The sequence below is a fragment of the Rhodopirellula sp. UBA1907 genome, from assembly GCF_002337565.1.
Classification (GTDB): Bacteria; Planctomycetota; Planctomycetia; order Pirellulales; family Pirellulaceae; genus Rhodopirellula; species Rhodopirellula europaea.
The window spans coordinates 35,083-52,142 of the sequence record NZ_DDGH01000038.1; the positions used below are offsets into that span (position 1 = coordinate 35,083).

12 protein-coding genes are annotated in these 17,060 nt (G+C 54.6%); 4 read left to right on the plus strand and 8 right to left on the minus strand.

Annotated elements, in window-relative coordinates:
• Positions 1–274: 274 nt before the first annotated feature.
• The 3 genes from B2R17_RS08590 to B2R17_RS08600 all read right to left on the minus strand — a co-directional run bounded on the left by B2R17_RS08590 (position 275) and on the right by B2R17_RS08600 (position 5,905).
• Positions 275–3,721 (minus strand): PAS domain S-box protein, encoded by a 3,447-nt coding sequence (locus B2R17_RS08590; protein WP_286763661.1) that lies wholly within the window; start codon positions 3,719–3,721, stop codon positions 275–277.
• Between the two features lie 213 nt (positions 3,722–3,934).
• Positions 3,935–5,194 carry a PQQ-binding-like beta-propeller repeat protein gene (locus B2R17_RS08595; protein WP_286763672.1) on the minus strand — a complete coding sequence of 420 codons (1,260 nt, stop codon included), beginning with the start codon at positions 5,192–5,194 and terminating at the stop codon, positions 3,935–3,937.
• Positions 5,195–5,257: 63 nt separating this feature from the next.
• On the minus strand, positions 5,258–5,905 hold the full coding sequence (locus B2R17_RS08600) for a sigma-70 family RNA polymerase sigma factor (protein WP_286763662.1): 648 nt from the start codon (positions 5,903–5,905) through the stop codon (positions 5,258–5,260).
• Positions 5,906–6,097: 192 nt separating this feature from the next.
• On the opposite strand from B2R17_RS08600, the gene B2R17_RS08605 reads away from it, so the two are divergent.
• Positions 6,098–8,530: a peroxidase family protein gene (locus B2R17_RS08605; RefSeq protein WP_286763663.1), complete on the plus strand. Its 2,433-nt coding sequence runs from the start codon at positions 6,098–6,100 to the stop codon at positions 8,528–8,530.
• A gap of 11 nt (positions 8,531–8,541) precedes the next feature.
• Here B2R17_RS08605 and B2R17_RS08610 read toward each other — a convergent pair whose 3' ends face one another.
• From B2R17_RS08610 to B2R17_RS08620, 3 genes are read right to left on the minus strand one after another with little or no spacing between them, the layout of a single operon-like run.
• Positions 8,542–10,881: a serine/threonine protein kinase gene (locus B2R17_RS08610; RefSeq protein WP_286763664.1), complete on the minus strand. Its 2,340-nt coding sequence runs from the start codon at positions 10,879–10,881 to the stop codon at positions 8,542–8,544.
• Positions 10,865–11,203 (minus strand): hypothetical protein, encoded by a 339-nt coding sequence (locus B2R17_RS08615; RefSeq protein ID WP_286763665.1) that lies wholly within the window; start codon positions 11,201–11,203, stop codon positions 10,865–10,867. The genes B2R17_RS08610 and B2R17_RS08615 overlap by 17 nt, the downstream gene beginning before the upstream one ends.
• Positions 11,203–11,766 carry an EF-hand domain-containing protein gene (locus B2R17_RS08620; RefSeq protein ID WP_286763666.1) on the minus strand — a complete coding sequence of 188 codons (564 nt, stop codon included), beginning with the start codon at positions 11,764–11,766 and terminating at the stop codon, positions 11,203–11,205. Before B2R17_RS08620 ends, B2R17_RS08615 begins: the two co-directional genes overlap by 1 nt.
• 380 nt (positions 11,767–12,146) lie before the next feature.
• On the opposite strand from B2R17_RS08620, the gene B2R17_RS08625 reads away from it, so the two are divergent.
• Complete coding sequence (locus B2R17_RS08625; RefSeq protein ID WP_286763667.1) at positions 12,147–12,764, plus strand: hypothetical protein; 618 nt, start codon at positions 12,147–12,149, stop codon at positions 12,762–12,764.
• A 60-nt stretch (positions 12,765–12,824) separates the two neighbouring features.
• The gene (locus tag B2R17_RS08630) at positions 12,825–13,388 is read left to right on the plus strand and encodes an ECF-type sigma factor (RefSeq protein WP_286763668.1); all 564 of its coding nucleotides are present in this window, start codon (positions 12,825–12,827) and stop codon (positions 13,386–13,388) included.
• Positions 13,389–13,400: 12 nt separating this feature from the next.
• Here B2R17_RS08630 and B2R17_RS08635 read toward each other — a convergent pair whose 3' ends face one another.
• Together B2R17_RS08635 and B2R17_RS08640 are read right to left on the minus strand one after the other, a co-directional pair.
• The gene (locus B2R17_RS08635) at positions 13,401–13,640 is read right to left on the minus strand and encodes a hypothetical protein (protein WP_286763669.1); all 240 of its coding nucleotides are present in this window, start codon (positions 13,638–13,640) and stop codon (positions 13,401–13,403) included.
• A gap of 59 nt (positions 13,641–13,699) precedes the next feature.
• On the minus strand, positions 13,700–15,691 hold the full coding sequence (locus B2R17_RS08640; RefSeq protein ID WP_286763670.1) for a tetratricopeptide repeat-containing sulfotransferase family protein: 1,992 nt from the start codon (positions 15,689–15,691) through the stop codon (positions 13,700–13,702).
• Positions 15,692–16,054: 363 nt separating this feature from the next.
• Here B2R17_RS08640 and B2R17_RS08645 point away from each other — a divergent pair, with 363 nt between their 5' ends.
• Positions 16,055–17,044 carry a Calx-beta domain-containing protein gene (locus B2R17_RS08645; RefSeq protein ID WP_286763671.1) on the plus strand — a complete coding sequence of 330 codons (990 nt, stop codon included), beginning with the start codon at positions 16,055–16,057 and terminating at the stop codon, positions 17,042–17,044.
• Positions 17,045–17,060: the final 16 nt, after the last annotated feature.

Consider the following 17,060-nt stretch of genomic DNA (forward strand, 5'->3'; position numbering starts at 1 on the left):
CCCTCCCCAACTGCGTTCAGGAGGGTGAATTCAAGCTTGCGAGCACAGCACTTAAAAACTGCACGACCTCGAAGTTGGGGGAGAGGTGACAAAAGTTGCACCGTGTCCTCGACCCGCAACTCCAAAGATTGAACAACCCAGACTAACGCCCAAACGGCTAATTGTTGTCATTCGATATATGACTAACTCAGCAGCCCGCTAACGCCAGGACGGCTGATGCGATTGGAATTGCCGCCACCTTGCGGTGGATCTCATTCACAGTGGCGTGGTTTCGTTAGGGTTGGCCGCCTTTGCCGGATTGTTTGAGCTTTGGGTGTGCCAACACAAATCGCATTTGATCAATCGACGGTGGTTTGACCAAATGCTCGTCGAAGCCCGCTGTCTTGCTTTTCAAACGATCTTGGTCCTGCCCATACCCGGTCAGGGCCACCATCAAGATGTCATCGAACTGAGAATCTTGCCGAATTGCAGCGGCAACTTCATAGCCGCTCAGTCCAGGCAACCCAATGTCCAACAGGACGATCTCAGGATGGACTTTTCGAATCAGTTCCAGTGCTGCTTCGCCATCGTTGGCGGTGTGAACTTCGTGAGCACCAAGTTTTTCAAACAGTTTCGAGAGAAGTAAGACCGCGCCCCGATTGTCATCAATCACCGCGATTCGGCGTGCTTGGCCGTCGCTTTCCAGTTCCATCGGAACGTCTTTGGGTTCAGACGGCGACGCGATGGGAAGTTCGATGTGAAAGCTGCTGCCTTTGCCGAGCCCATCGCTTTCAGCGTGAATGTTTCCGCCGTGCATCTCGAGCAGTTGTTTGACAAGAGTCAGGCCAATTCCCAGGCCGCCCTTGGAACGGTCGAGTGAGCGATCGGATTGGGCAAACAACTCGAAGACATTCGGTAGGAATTCCTGATCGATGCCGATCCCTTCGTCTTTGATCTGAATGAACAAAGAATCATCTTTCACGAACGCGGATAACTCGATCGCTCCGCTTCCGTCCATGTACTTGGTCGCGTTGCTGAGAAGGTTTTCGAGCACCTGAACGATGCGAACCGGATCCGCCTCCAACCAAACCGTTTCTTCCGGAAGAGTGATCGAGAGCGAATGCCCGTGAGATTCAATCACGTCTTGAACGGCATCGATCGCTTTTCGAACCGTTGATTGAAACTCAATGCGTTCCTTGCGAAGTTCGACTTTGCCTCGCATGATTCGCGAAACATCGAGGAGGTCATCGACCAGACGCACGACGTGGGTTACCTGTTCCTGCATCACTCGAACCACGTCGCGGTGTTCGTCATCATCCGCGATCGCGAGAAGGTCCAATCCGCTTCGGATCGGAGCCAGGGGATTGCGTAGCTCGTGAGCGAGCATGGCCAAGAATTCGTCTTTACGACGATCGGCGTCATGGAGCAATTGCTGCGTTTCACGCAACTCGTTGACGTCGGTGTTGGTTCCGAACCATCGCACGATCTTGCCTTCTTCGTCACGAATGGGGACGGCCCGGGAAAGGAACCAACGGTACTGACCGTCTTTCCCTTTGAGCGGAAAGGTGTCTTCCCAAATCTCGCCGGCGTTTGCAGCATGCTGGATTTTTTCGACCACTCGATCGACATGGTCGGGATGATGGATTTGTCGCCATCCCCAACCTTGCATTTCTTCAAAAGTGCGGCCGGTGTATTCGTACCAGCGTTGGTTGTACCAATTGCACTCACCAAGATGGTGACAAGTCCACGCCAATTGCGTCATGTTGTCGGCGAGCATCCGGAATCGTACCTCGCTCTCTCGCAAGGCATCCGCGGCTTGTTGCAGACGTGTGGAATCGAAGAAATAGCAAACCACGCCGTAGCTGCCGTCGGCCAAGGTGATGCGGTTGACTTGCCACTCGTAAGATTCGGTTTCGCCTAAGTCCTTGCGCTTTTCGGTCAGTCCGGGCGAGACATACGGTTCGCCGGTTTTCAGTGTGTGCCGGAAAATTCGCACCGCTTCATTCGCGAATTCTGGAGGCCAGATCGTGTGCATGACTTCCTCGAAGTCACGACCGAGAACCGGTTGCACGTTTTGAAAGGCCGGCCCCGCTCCCAAGCTCACTTGAGCGATCTTGAAGTCGCCGTCGACCAAGTAAATTCCCAACGGGGATTGCTCGATCACGGTGAGCAGCGTTTGCGTGGCGCGGTGCTGAAACTCTTCGCTCTGTCTTCTTTCGGTCACATCAGTGCCGGCGCCAAACCACTCAATGACGTTGCCCGCGTCGTCCAAGATGGGCACCGCTCGACTGTGTATCCACCCGAGTGTTCCATCGATCCGAATGACGCGGTGCTCCAGTTCGTAGAGCGATCGCTTTTCGACCGAATCTTGAACCGATTTTCGAACCTCGGTTTGGTCGTCCGGATGAATGTAGTGATCCAGCCATGAGCGACTGGGTTCGGTGGTGCTGTCGATGAAGGCACGCCCTTCCAGCATACCCATCTCGCTCCAATCCGCGTTCATTCGAAACACGATGTCGGATGTCGCCTGCGTCAACGCTCGGAAGCGTCGTTCGTTCTCGCGAAGGGTGGCTTCGGATCGTTTGCGTTCGGTGATGTCGCGCGTGACCGCCAACTGAACGGTTTCGCCATTGGTCAGCGACAGCGGCACCGCATGAGTTTCCATGTGTCGCCGACTGCCTCGCAGACCAATGATGTCGAATTCCATCACGCCGCTGTGACCATCGCACACGCGTTCGTTGAATTCGCGAAAACGATCGAGGAACTCGGGGGCGATCAACTTGTAAACCGAATTGCCAGCGACATCGGTCTCCGGGACAGCTTCGATCATCTTCAGGCCAGCGGCATTCATTTGCGTCAGCGTGCCGTCCGACCTCACAACCTTGATGCACTCAGGCGTCGTGTCGAAGATCGCTCGCAGGTAGTGCTCTCGTTCTTGGATCGCTTGTTCGGCATTTCGTCTCGCGGTGATGTCAACGGCGACCGCAATCAATTTGGTTGGTTTTCCAAAGGCATCAGCCGCGACATAGCCGCGTTCCTCGATCCATACGACTTCGCCATTGTCAGGCCGAATAACACGAAACTGCACCTGGAATTCGCGAGAACCTTGCAGCGTGCTGCGGATGATTTTCTCCACCGTATCGATATCGTCCTGATGAACGAGATCTCGAGCGGTTCGCCCGGTCGCGTGATCGGACAGCGATTTGATTCCGAAGATCTCAATCGCGTTTTCGGAATAGAGAACTGTGTCCGCTGCGATGTCCCATTCGACAGCAACCATTCGCGAAGCCTGCAGGGCAATCTGCAAACGTGACTTTTGACGCTGCAGCATGTCGGCGGATTCGTTCTTCACCCTTGCTCGTCGGATGATTGAGTCAACACGAGCCAACAGTTCGTGTTCGTTGATCGGACAGCACTGAATGTCGCTCCGCTCAAACTCGAAAACTTGCTGCCAGGTCGTCGGATCAATTGAGGTGGCTTGACCAGCGACCAAGACAAACGGAACGCCGCGAAGTTCTGCGTGGGCACGAGTCTGGGCGAGCAGATTCACACCAGAAACTTCGCGAAGATCGAAACCGGCAACGACGGCGTCAAAGCGACCTTGAGTCATTCGTGCCCAAGCCGATTTTCCATCCTCCACCGCGACCACATCGTGACGGCGACCGAGGACCTGTTCCAGGTGCACTCGACGTTGGTCATTGCTTTCGGCGACCAGAATCGCGGATCGATCTTCCCCCATCATCGGCTCTCGTTTTGCATGCCGCCAATCTACGTCGTTCGCCAGGAAGGTGACGAACAATCGTGCCTGTGCTGAATGCTACCAGTTTGTGAATTTCAGACATATATCCTACTCTGCAGCAAACTTCTGGTCGGAAGGCTAACGCGGAAAACGCTGAGGAGGATCAGCGTTTTTGAGCGGATGCGGTCAAACGAAGAGCGACGACCGAAAGAGAAGCTAGTCGTTTTTCGAAACGCAATAGAGTGCTTGGTCGCTTCGTAGATAGAGTTTGCCATCTGAGACGGCGGGAGACGCGTTGAAGTCCGAGTCATCGAATTCAAACTTGTTTTGTGCGATCGGCGCGAACGAATCGCCCGGTCGATAGACCAAGGTTCCGCTTCGGCGAGTGACGACATAGACGTGGTCACCGATCAGAATCGGGGAGGCGTAGACGGGTCGTCCGCTTTCCAGGTTGTTCACCCGTTCACGATAGATGACCTCGCCGTCTTTGGATGAAGTGCAATACGCAATCCCGCGGTCGTCGATCCAGTAGAACTGGTCTTCTTGCAGCAACGGCGTGGCGACGTAGGAACTCGATCGGTTCGTCCAAGCCACATGGGAATCCGTCACGTCATCATCACCACCAACTCGAACCGCGATGCTGCCGGATGCTCGGTATCCACCAAAGCTATAAACGGTGTCACCATCGACGATGACCGAGGGCGACACGTTGCCGGTCATTGGAGATTCAGCGAACCAATTCAGTTTGCCGGTTCTCGGATTCAACGACCAAATTTCGGAAGGCACGCTGATGACCAATTCGGCGTTGCCATCGCCGGTCGATACCACTCGAGGTGTCCCGTAAGTCAACTCGAGCATACCGGCTTCTTGACGCCAAACTTCTTTGCCGGTGTTTTTGTCCAACGCCATGATCGCCTTCGATTCTTCCGCTGCGTTCACGATGACCATGTTCTCAAACAAGACCAAACTGGCTGCTGAGCCCCATCGCCGATTGCTCGATTCCTTTCCAACGTCCACGCTCCAAACCTTCCGGCCGTTCAGATCGAGGCAGTGAACACCGCCTTTGCTGAGAAAGACAAAGACGTTCTCTCCGTCGGTCACCGGGGTGTTGCTGGCATAACCGTGTTCGGTGATGTAGCCCTGGTAACCGTCTTCGCGGTAATCAATTGGAAAGTCAGCGGACCAAAGTTGCTCGCCCGTGTTCTTGTCGAAGCACAACACTTGTCGCTGGGGTGTTGCACCCTCGGCGACATAACACGTCACAATGATCCGGTCGCCGACAATGATCGGGCTGGAGGATCCACTGCCCGGCAAGTTCACCTTCCACGTCAAGTTGTCCGATTCGTTCCATTCCGTTGGAACGACTTCGGTGGAGTGAGCGGCTCCGCCGGGACCAAGGAACTCGGGCCAATCGCTAGCTTGGGCTTGATTCAGGGTCGCGAGCAGGCAAACGAAAACGAGCAGGAATCGAGGCATGGGGAAGCCTTCTGAGAAGTAGAGGAGGGTGAGGGTCTCGTCGTCAAACAAGTGGAGGATGTTTCATTGACCATCCGGTGCGGCAACTTCTTTCAATTTCGCGATGGCACGCACCCAGGTCATTCGAGCGGTCCCGGTTTTCATCTCCATCAAGCTGCCAATCTCTTCAAACGACAAGCCTTGCAAATTGCGGTAGACGATCACGTCTCGGTATTTGTCTTTGAGCTTTGACAGTTGAAGCGACAACGCATCCGCCATCTCGCGTTGGTGCATGTCTTCGCTGGGCGTGTTGCCCTTGGCGGCGACAAAATGAGACAGCCTCGCCATGCTGTCATCAAGTCGTTTGGTCATTGATTCCGATGCGACTTCGCGGCGAAGGTCACGCTTTTTCGCGTGGAAGTGTCTTTCGATGGCATGGCTCAAACAATTGCTGAGAATTTGTCGCAACCAAGCCAACCATTCTCCTTCGGTTTTGCCTCGGAATTGATCGAAGTCGCGATGCGCGGCCAACAGGGTTTCTTGAACCAGATCGGAGCTGCTCATGCGTCGACGAAGTCGACCGTCAATCTGAGCCTGCGCCAAAAGGCTCAGGTAGTTCTGATACAGCTGCAGCAAGTCGCCCAATGACTGACGATTTCCTTGGCGAACTTCATTGATGCGTCGCTCGACGGAGCCGTCTGTGGAAGACAGATCGAGTGTGTGAGTGGACATGGGGCGGCTCGGTGTTGGATCGGATTCAGACTCTGCTGAAACCCAATGCGTCATCGGCGGGTCGACCGGGCCAAAAAACCGGGGACGATTTCGAAGAATTTTGCAACAAGAAAATGTCGGTCCGAATTTGTGGTGATTTTCTCGGCCGAAGTGTTGCGCTTTGTGCAGCGAATCGTACCTGTAAGGAGAGACGTGTCGCTTTTGGCTGACGCGGCTTGCCCTTCTCTCTTCTCTTCTGAAAACCGCACGGGTGTCGCGATGACAAAGTTCTGGAATCGTTGGATCGGAGGCCACCAATCATCTCGTTCAAAGAATCGGCGGCGTCGATCGCAGCGGCGTCGACTACGATCGGAAACGTTGGAAACGAGGAAACTACTGGCCGCCAATCTATTTCACAACGAAGCTTTTCCAGAAGACGTCAACGAAGACGGACAGGTATCTGCGATCGACGCCTTGGCGATCATCAATCAGATGAACAGTGATGGGTTGAGTGGATTCAGTTCGCAGTTGCAGGAAGCCGATAGTGCGGGGGCGGAAGGCCAACGCGTCAACAACTCCCGTCCATCCCGCGGGCGGATGACGGATGTCAACAACGATGGTCGTGACACGGCGATTGATGCGTTGATGGTAATCAACCGGCTCAACCGTGATCGAGACTCTCGCGGCGATCATGATCAGCCGAAAGATCGTCCTGACAATCCCGATGAAACGGATTCAGTTGCCGACGAAGTTCGATCGATCGATGGAACTGGCAACAACGTGGAAAACCCCGAACTCGGATCCACTGACACCGAGTTGCTGCGTGTCGCTGAGAATGACTATGCCGACGGAATCTCTGAACCCGGAGGTGAAGACCGACCAAGTGCTCGAGAGATCAGCAACGCGTTGGCGGCGGCTGACCCGGAGGGAACCTCAAACGATCGAGACTTGAGTTCATTCGTTTTCGCGTGGGGCCAATTCATCGATCATGACATCGATTTGTCTTTGTCACCTGACGCAGATGGTGAATCGTTTGACATCGAAGTTCCCGAGGGCGACGCATTCTTCGATCCCTTCAACACGGGCGAAGTCACCATTGGTTTGACACGGTCTGAATTCGCGGAAGGAACAGGAACGTCCGTCGACAATCCCGCCGAACAAGTCAATGCGATCACGGCTTGGATTGATGGTTCACAGGTCTACGGCAGCGATCAAGCAACCGCCGATGCTCTGCGTGAGTTCGTCGGTGGACGTTTGCTGATAACCGATGACGGCTTGTTGCCAACGGATGAAAACGATGGGTTGCTCGCCGGCGACATTCGTGCGGCCGAGAACGTTGTGCTGACATCCATGCATGCTTTGTTCTTGCGTGAACACAACCGATTGGCGGATGAAATCTCTGCCGACAATCCTTCGCTCAGCGATGAGGAAATCTACCAGCAGGCTCGAGCAACCGTGATTGCGGAAATGCAGTCGATCACGCTGAACGAATACTTGCCCGCGTTGTTGGGTGAAAATGCGATCTCGCAATACACCGGGTATGACTCAACCGTGGACCCGTCGATTGCCAACGAATTCTCAACCGCCGCGTTCCGGTTCGGTCACACGACGCTGAATGACGAGTTCCGGTTCGTGGACGATGACGGCAACGAGATGGCCGATTCGATTGCCCTCGCCAATGCTTTCTTCCAGCCGGGCTTGTTGGAAGACACGGGGATCGATCCCCTGTTGAAATACGCCGCGTCGACCTTGTCACAAGAAGTGGATTTAGAAGTTGTCGATAGCTTGCGGAATTTCTTGTTCGGGCCTCCCGGAGCCGGTGGGTTTGATCTGGTGTCACTCAACATCCAACGTGGCCGCGATCACGGGTTGGCTGATTTCAACTCGACGCGAGAAGCGTATGGATTGGAAGCCGTGGAGTCGATCGACCAAATCACCAGTGATGCTGATATTGCTGTCAATTTGGAAGCCTTGTACGGAGATGTGAACAACATCGACCTGTGGGTTGGTGTGTTGGCGGAAGATCACACGGAGGATGGATCGCTGGGCGAAACCGCGACGGCTATTATCGCGGATCAGTTCGAGCGACTTCGCGATGGAGATCGGTTCTGGTACGAAAACACAATGACGGATCGCGAAATTCGCGAGATCGAGAACACTTCGCTGGGGGACATCATCGCTCGCAACACCAACATCGATTCGTTGCAGGAAAACGTGTTCTTCTTCTCGCCAACGATCACCGGTTCGGTGGTTGCTGAGCAGCCTGTGACGACAGAAAACAACAACCGTGGGCAGCTTCTGGGAGACGGTGAGTCCGGAATTGTGCCCGATTCGGATGTGGATTTGTTGGCTCGCGATCAGTCCGGCAACCGGTCTGGTCAACGCGATCGTCGGGATGACCGTGGCCCCGAACCAATGGTCGGAGTGGTGGTGGAGCTCCTGGACAGCGATGGCGAAGTGGTGGACACGGCGATCACGGACGAACGTGGGAATTACCGTTTCAACGACATCGCTCAGTCCGGAGCGTACACCATCCAGACGGCAACCTCGGAAGAGTACACCGTGCTTGGCAGTGGTTCGCTCAACGTGCAAGTCAGCAACGGCGAGGAGTCACTACGCGGGATGGACTTTGCCGTCTTGGTGTGAACGGCGAATGTTTAGCGTGGCTCGATCAGCTTCACCGATGCTTGCCGAAGTTGATCGAGCTGGGGACGTAGCGTTGAGGGCGTGTCGGTAATGGTCCGGCACGCCTCTTCGTGCAGTAGCAGTGCTTCGATCAAATCAAACCAAGGCGACGAGTGAGCCATTTGGTTTGGTCGTTGCAATTCCTCGAGACGCTGCGTGAGGTTTTCCGTGGCACGTTCCAGGGATTGTTGGGCGAGTTTAGTGTTGCTTTGGTGGTGATAGGCAATCGCCAGCGGCGAATCGACGATGTATCTTGCTGGCCAACGATGATCATCCGCAGCTTCCAAAAACTGTTCGGCAGCGGACTTGTATTCGCCGTTTCGAAGTTCAGCCAAGCCGGTGCTGTATTGGCAAACGCTCAACGGGGAATCTTCGGTCGGTGGGAGTCGTCCGAGATAGTCTCGCTTTCGACGATCACTCGATTGGCGAGACCGATCGTCACGCGGGGGCGGTCCAAATTCGCGTTGCCACAACCAGACGTGGGCTAGATCCGAAATGGCTTTGCGATCGATCGACGATTCCGTCGCATCGCTTGCCGCCAAGCCACGAATGAGTAACCAATGGGGCTGCTCCGGCTCTTCCAGCAGTTGCGTTTGGTATTGCTCTGCCAACTGACGGTATTCGTCGGTGTATCCCTGATAGAGAAACAACGCGGGGACGCCCCACCACTGCGGTTGAGACGCTCGCGCGCCGGAGGCGAGTGCGATCGCGTAGTCTTGGGCGGCTTCTGGCCAAAGACGCAATCGAGAAAACAGTTGGGCTCGTTGAACACGCGGCAAGTCGTAGCTGGGTTGGATTTCAACCGCGGCGTCAAAATCGCGAGCGGCTTCTTTCCACTGTCCTGAGTTGGCGTGCGTTTGGCCGCTGGCGACCAATTCGTTGGCAACCTTCAATCCTTCCGCGAATCGTTCGACTTTCTGTTTCGCGGCGATTGCCTCTGTTTTCGAGACCATCGCATCGCGAAGTGCTTCGTCCTTCGCGTTGCGTTCTCGAATTGCCTCCGACATTTGCCAAAGACTCGCGGCGGTGCCCAGTATCAACGTGCAGCTGACCAGGGTGGCGGTGCCGATGGCGACGCGATTGCGGCGAGCGAACTTCTGGAATCGATAAAACTTGCTGGGCGGTCTGGCGGTGACCGGTTCGCCATGGAGGTAGTGGCGAATGTCATCAGCCAATGATGCCGCGGAATCGTATCGCCGCGTCCGGTCTTTTTCCAACGCCTTCATCACGATCCAGTCCAAATCGCCTCGCAGGTCGGAACTCAAGCTTCGTGATTGAGATGTGCCGGCCCCACCGTTCTGAAGACCCAAACTGCGAATGCGTTCCGCGGTCAAAGTCGACAACCGGGTGCTGGGGCGTGGTGGCTCTTCTTCGCGAATGATTCGCCGCATTTCGTCTAGACCGACGGAATCCAAACGGCCGCGATCGAAAGGCGTAGCACCCACCAGCAACTCATACATCAAAACGCCGAGCGAATAGATGTCGCTGCGAGTGTCGACGTCCAGGCTGCTCATCTCGGCTTGTTCGGGACTCATATAAAGCGGCGTTCCGATCATCGAAAAGAATCGCGTGTAAACCGTTTTGTCCGTCAGCTTTTGATCGAGCGCTTTGGCCACACCAAAGTCAATCACTTTCGCGACCGCTCGGTCGTCGTGCAGCGTCACCATGACGTTGGATGGTTTGATGTCTCGGTGAATGACACCTTTTTGATGAGCGTGATGGACGGCGGAACACACATCGATCATCAGATTCAAACGTTCGCGAACGTCCATCTGTTTCTCGTCGCAGAACTCGGTGATGGGCAATCCCCGCACCAATTCCATGACGAAGTAGGGCCGGTAATCGGCGGTCACTCCCGCATCGAAAACCTGGGCGATATTGGGATGATTCATCAACGCGACCGCTTGTCGTTCGGCCTCGAACCTAGCGATCACCTCTTTTGATCCAACGCCCGGTTTGACAATCTTCAGCGCCACACGCCGGCGGACCGGATGTTCTTGTTCCGCGACAAAGACCAGCCCAAACCCACCTTCGCCAATTTGTTCACGGAGCGTGTACGTTCCGATTTGCATGCCGATATGTTCGACAAGTTCAACCGGGACGGGTTCTGCAAACGATGGAAGACTGCGGTCGGCGCCGATTGGATGGTCCAGCAAGGCAGCGGGCTGTTCATGAGCGGCGAGCAGTTCTTCGATCGTCTTTCGAAGCACCGCATCGCTTCCGCAGGCCGAATCCAAGTACGCCATCCGCTCTTCAGGATTCTCTTCCTCGATCGCTTGTAGAAAAATCGCTCGTTCAGTCGGATTGGTCATGAAACAATCGTAGCGGCAAATCGTTTCTTAGGAGCGGTCGGGAAGCATCACGCAAGTCGAGGGGCACTCCGCTGGTTGCCGCACCCGACTCGCCACGCATCGGGTTGATGTCTGGCAATCGCGAAGGCGAATGTTGCTGGGCCATCACCAATCCAGCAGAACCCAGCAAGAACAAGATCGGAGACGCCAGCCACAACCGGTTTTTCACGGCGGCAAGTCGCGGCAGCGATGAGGAGTTGGCTGGCAAACTTTGGTTGCCAGCCGTCCATCCAAACGACGCTCGAATGCTTTTGCTTAAGCGTTTGATGTTGTTGTGGTTCATCACTGAGGGCGCTGTGGTCGTTGGTTGAGACGAGCGTCGCCACCGGCTTCCATCGGGTTGGGCCCTTGAGGCGCACGCGCGGAACGAAGTTGGGTCTGTTGCTCGTCCGTCAGAATCGCGGCGAGTCGTCGATCGACTTCGGCTTGCAACGCGGCAAGCTGACGAGATTGACGCTCGTTCAAGTTCAGTGACTGTGCAACCGGATCTGGCAAGACCTGGCCAGGCTCGGGTGGCGGTCCGTGCTGTCCACCGCGTTCACCTTGCGGTGGTTGATCACCACCGGGATTGCCCGGTCGAAGGTCACCGTTCATCGGTGGCGGCCCACCTCGACCAAGTTGATTGCCGCGACTTTGGTTTTGCATCACCGCCATCAACTCTGCCTTCGTGACGCTTCCATCGTTGTTCGCATCCGCGGTGGTGAAGAGTTGGTAAATCATTTCAGGTGGTGGGCCACCGCGACCATTCATTCCACCTTGCCCACCGCGTCCGGGAGGCTGGGCAGCAAGAAGATTAGGGAAGGAAATCGTTCCTGCCACGACGAGGCATTGCAATGTTCGATTCACGATTGGACCTTGGAAGAGAAGAGGAGGAGGGGCACGAGCGAGTCTGTGCGAAACGCCAAAAGGCTGGTCGCCGGTCGTTCGAAGAGCGACCTTCTGAGAAGGGAACTTTGGCCTCACCATTCGCACTCAAAAGGTCATATGAGGCATCGAAAAAACGTTTACCGAAGAACTAATGCGTCATCGCGAGCCGCATAGGGACACGCTTTCAAAGCTTTTTTTGAGAATTGTGCCAATGTCGAAAAACATCCGGAAATCATTGGCCTTTCGGAAAGAATAGGCCAAGAGTTCACTGCTGCCGCACCGACATCGGTGTTGCCTACCTGATGAAAACGCGAAGTGTTTGCGTGATATCAAGGCTCTCCATTGAAGGATCCCATCCGATGAATCTTTCCGGTCTCACCTCCTCCGTTAGCACCCAAAGCCTCTCAGCTCAGAGTTCTTCCACTCAGGCTCGCAGACAAGGTCCACCGCCACCGAGCGAAGAGCAGTTGGCAAGTGCGCTGCAGAGCGTTGGGGTGGATGACACAACCGCCACCAAAGTGCTGGCCCAAATCGACGATGCCATTTCGAAGCTGCAATCGGAGTCGTCCGATGGCAACCAAAGCCAAGCGTTTCGGTCGGCGGTGGAAGAAGTCTTGGATGCAAACGGGATCGACTCGGCCGAAGTCGAACAAGCACTCCGGGCCAACCGACCATCCGGTGGCGGACGCCCTCAGGGACCACCGCCACCGCCGAAAGACGACAGTTCAGCAAGCTCCATTGAATCGGCGTTGCTCTCGGTTGGCGTCGAGGAAGCGTCGGCCGATGAGTTGGTGAGTCAAATCATTGACTCGTTGGAACAGCTCGCCGCGGATTCCGATGGCAACGCGACCACCGATGAAATCCGCTCGGCGTTGGCCAGTGTGCTGGAAGAAAACAGCGTCGACACAGAAGCCTTTTCGCGGTCATTGGCCGGTGACATTGATGAAGGTGGTTTCGTCATCGATCGTTACGTTTGATTGTTGGTCCGCGAGCCGGAAAAGGATTGCAAACTGGATTGATCGGTTATGATGAGACCGATGAATCGCGATATCACACGAATCTTAACGGCCATTGATGAAGGCGATCCCAACGCGGCGGGGGATTTGCTGCCGTTGGTTTATGACGAATTGCGACGTTTGGCCTCGAGCCGAATGAACCACGAAAAGCCGGGGCACACATTGCAGCCAACGGCACTCGTCCATGAAGCGTTCCTGCGATTGGTCGGCGGGAATGACTCGCAGCATTGGGACGGACGAGGCCACTTCTTTGCCGCCGCCGCGGAAGCAATGCGGCGGATTCTGATCGAGAATGCTCGCAGTAAGAAGCGTGCAAAACGAGGTGGAGACCTGGTCCGTCGCGAATTGAACAACGATGTTGCATCCGTAGATTCCGATGACATCGACGAACTGTTGACTCTGGATGAAGCGTTGAACAAGTTGGGCGGCGAAGATCCTGCGTTGGCCAAGCTGGTCGAACTTCGCTACTTCACTGGACTGACCATCGAAGAGACCGCCGAGATTCTCGGTACCTCCGCCCGAACCACCAAACGCAATTGGGCCTACGCGCGGGCTTGGCTGCAGCGTGAGATGAGTCGCACCTGATGGATGCCTGAGTCACTCGTTGCGAGAGAAAACTTCGAGCGAACCACCGATGCTTCCAACCGCGGCGAAGTGGCTTCCGTCTGCCGACACAGCGAGCGAGTGAACGTAACCTCGGTGAATGGATTGACGCTGAAGTCTTGCGTTACGCTGGAATTCCCAGACATCAACCTTTCCGCTTCCGCCCGCAAACAAGTGTTGATTGTCGGGAGCGAAACGCATCGACCACAACGTTTCACTGCTAATCAAAGGCATCAGTTCATCGGTCTTAAACGCAGGGGATTAAGATTGGTATTACAAGCCTTCCGAAGTGATCACTCGACTCGAAAGCCTTTGTCAACCAATAACGTCTGAAGTTCCTTTAGTTGGTTTTCGTATCTCTTCCATCCCCCCACGGAGCTTTGGTAGATTGGCTGGCGCACTTGCCACTTGCTGGGGGTCTGAACTGAAGTCTTCTTCAATGAGGAGTTCAGGCAAGACTCGTCCCACGGAAGATCACAGAATCGAAGCATTTGTTTCGTCTCCTTCTCTGGGGATGCAACAAACTCCTCGTACCGAACAGTCCAGATCATGTTCGGCAGGTGCGTTTTCCAATGCGTCATCAGGGAACGGTATGCTTCAAGATAGGTGACAATCGCTTCTAGGTCACAAAACGGCCAGGTTAGGTTTTGTTTGAAGCAAGACAGGCACACATCCATGGGGTTTCGGTCAACATGAATGAACTGGGCTTTTGGGAGGATAGAAGCGATCAAGCCAACGTACCAAAAGTTCGTCGGCATCTTATCGGTGATGCGAAGCTGTCCTTGTCGATCTGCGATATTGATGAAGCCCTTCGTTTCGTGGAATGCGTGTTCACAGTACTCGCGTCCTAAAGCCTCTGCGAATTCCGGCTGTAGAAGAGACATGCAATCTGGGTACACTAGCTCAGTCTTGAGTCGGCGATGAAGAGTATGCGCGAGGTCTGAGATGGCGAACATTTCTCCACCTGCGGCAACACTTGGATGCCGCGACAGAACGGTTTCGATCAAAGTGGTTCCCGATCGCGGCATTGAGACGATGAAAATTGGACTTTCGTGATCATATCCTGCTGGCATATTTCCCAAGCGATCAGCAGAGAAAACGCGTTTCGACGCTTCCACTTCCGATCGCCACGTTTTCGAACGATCAGATGAGGATCTAATCTTAGATTGATTTGCAATCCGAAATCGCTCGAATGCTTTTGTGGACTCGCCATCCTGTTCATGCCGAAAACCCAACGCATAATTTAGCAGACTGCGTTTTCGCGTACTCAAGGTCTGTGATTCTAGGATATTCAGGAGCGACGCAGTGTCGGTTAGTGTTCCGACGCGGTCCTGACCAATCTTCGCTAAGTCGTATTGGGCAAGCCCAAGGCTCGCGTCGATCGCGATTGCTTTCTTATAGTCCGCGACCGCGTCGGCTATCTGCCCCAATTCGAGATGGGCTCGACCACGGTTCTCGAAGCTTTTCGCAAACCTTTTGTCAATCGCTATCGCCGAGTCGAACTTGGCAATTGCGTCTCGCTGCCGATTGGCATTCAGTAATGCTACTCCCCATGCATCCAATGTCTCTGGACTCGGCCGAAGCGTGAACGCTTGCTTTAGGTGGTGGTAAGCTAGACGCCTTAAAGCAGTTCTTTGATCGAGTCCTGTTTGGTGCATCTGTTCAGGTGGGATGCGTGATGAAAACAGCATTCCAAGAATGAGATGTCCGGGCACACTAGACGGATTCTTCTTCAAAACGAACACGCACGCTTCTACAACGATATCCAAACGCCCTGTCTGCTCGCCAAGGCTGAACAGCGTCCTTAGAAGATGTGTTCTGGTTGGGTACCGTTGGATTTCTGCAAGCTGTGCTTGCATTTGGGAGATGCACCCCGCCGATTGATCGTGGCTAGAAAAGCTCCCGCTGAGTTCCGTTAGCAATGCTCGACATTTGCTTAGATTTCGCCTCGCCTCGGGGTGATCAGGGGCAATTCGGATTGCCAACAGCGCGGCTTCTTCTGCGGAACGAAACCGTTTTTCGCCCATCAAGACAACGCATAGCGAATTGAGCAATGCAGCCGAACCGGGGTGCAAATGAACAGCTCGTTCAACATGTGATATTGCTTCAGCTGATTCTCCTCGTTCGTGAAAAAGCATGCCAAGTAGATGATTGGCGTCGACGTTGTCAGGATCCAACTCGAGAATGTTGCGATAGCCTCGTTCAGCCCCGACGGTGTTGCCACGTTGGTGCATCTGCAGAGATTCTTTAAGCCGTGCTGAAATATTGTTCAGTCCAGGTTCCACTTTCAAATTCCTTGTGAGTGAAGATTTCGCAATCGTATCCCCTTGCTCTGCGGACCAGGAAATCTTTTCGAGAAATGGGGCTAGGATCGACGCCCCATGGTTGCGTCGCGTCCCCCCATGCGTTTCCAATGATTACCGAGGACACGTTATCGCTCTCTAGCGATGATTGCCACCTCAACGTGGATAGCGATATTCACCTTCCTGGACGGTTTACCTATAGAAGAGAGCAAGTCAATGACTGACCGACTTTCCAATGTTAAGGCGAGCTTGCTTAGACGGTTTGTTCAGGCACCTCGGAAGAGAAAACGCCTCACGGCGCAATTAAATCGCCGCCTTTCGAGCGAAACGCTCGAAAAGCGTCAGATGCTGGCCGCAGACCTCGCCGGGGACGACCTTGCTTCGGCTCATGTTGTCTCGCTGCAGCCGAACCAAATGCAGGAGTTTGACGCCTCGATCGGAGATGGTCTGTTCGGTGTCAAAGATGTGGACCTGTATCGAGTTGACATCGTCGATGGCCAGACGGTGACGTTCGACGTCGACGCCTATTATGACGACAACGGCAACAACCTGAGCAACCTGGATAGCTACCTTCGCATTTTCGACTCGGCTGGGACCGACATCACTCCAGGTGGTGAATACTACCGCTACGGCTATGCAAGCAGCCCGAACGACTACGGCGGCTATGGTTGGGCCGATGATTACCTTTCATTCACGGCGGATCAGACCGCGACTTACTACGTCGGAGTCAGTTCGCAGTCGAATACTTCGTATGATCCAACGGTCGGCGACAGTGGATACGGACATGCGAGTTACACCGGTGCCTACCGATTGCAGGTTTTAGGCAATTCGCCTCCGGTTCCAGAACTGAGCGTAGCCGACTTGACTGCACAGGAGGATGACGGCATGGCAAATGTGGTTGTGTCGCTCAGCGCCGAATCGACATCCGTTGTCACCGTTGATTTCAGCGTGGTCGCCGGGTCGGCACTTGCCGGCACGGACTATACATCCAGCAATGGGACGTTGACTTTTTCTCCCGGTGAAGTGTCAAAGTCAATTCCTGTGGGCATCGTCGACGATGGTGCGATGGAGTCTGACGAGACATTCACGGTGCAATTGTCCAACGCCGTCGGCGCACCGATCACCATGGCTCTCGCAACCATCGAAATTGTGGACGATGATCCCGATCTCGCTGGGGACCAATTAAGTACGGCACAGACCGTCACATTGTCGGGCGGCAGTTTATTGGAGATTGACGCAGAGATTGGTGACGGTCGCTTCGGAAACAAAGATGTCGATTTGTATCGACTTGACATCGCTACCGGCCAAACGGTGACGTTCGACGTGGACGCTTAGCAACGCACGATCAATT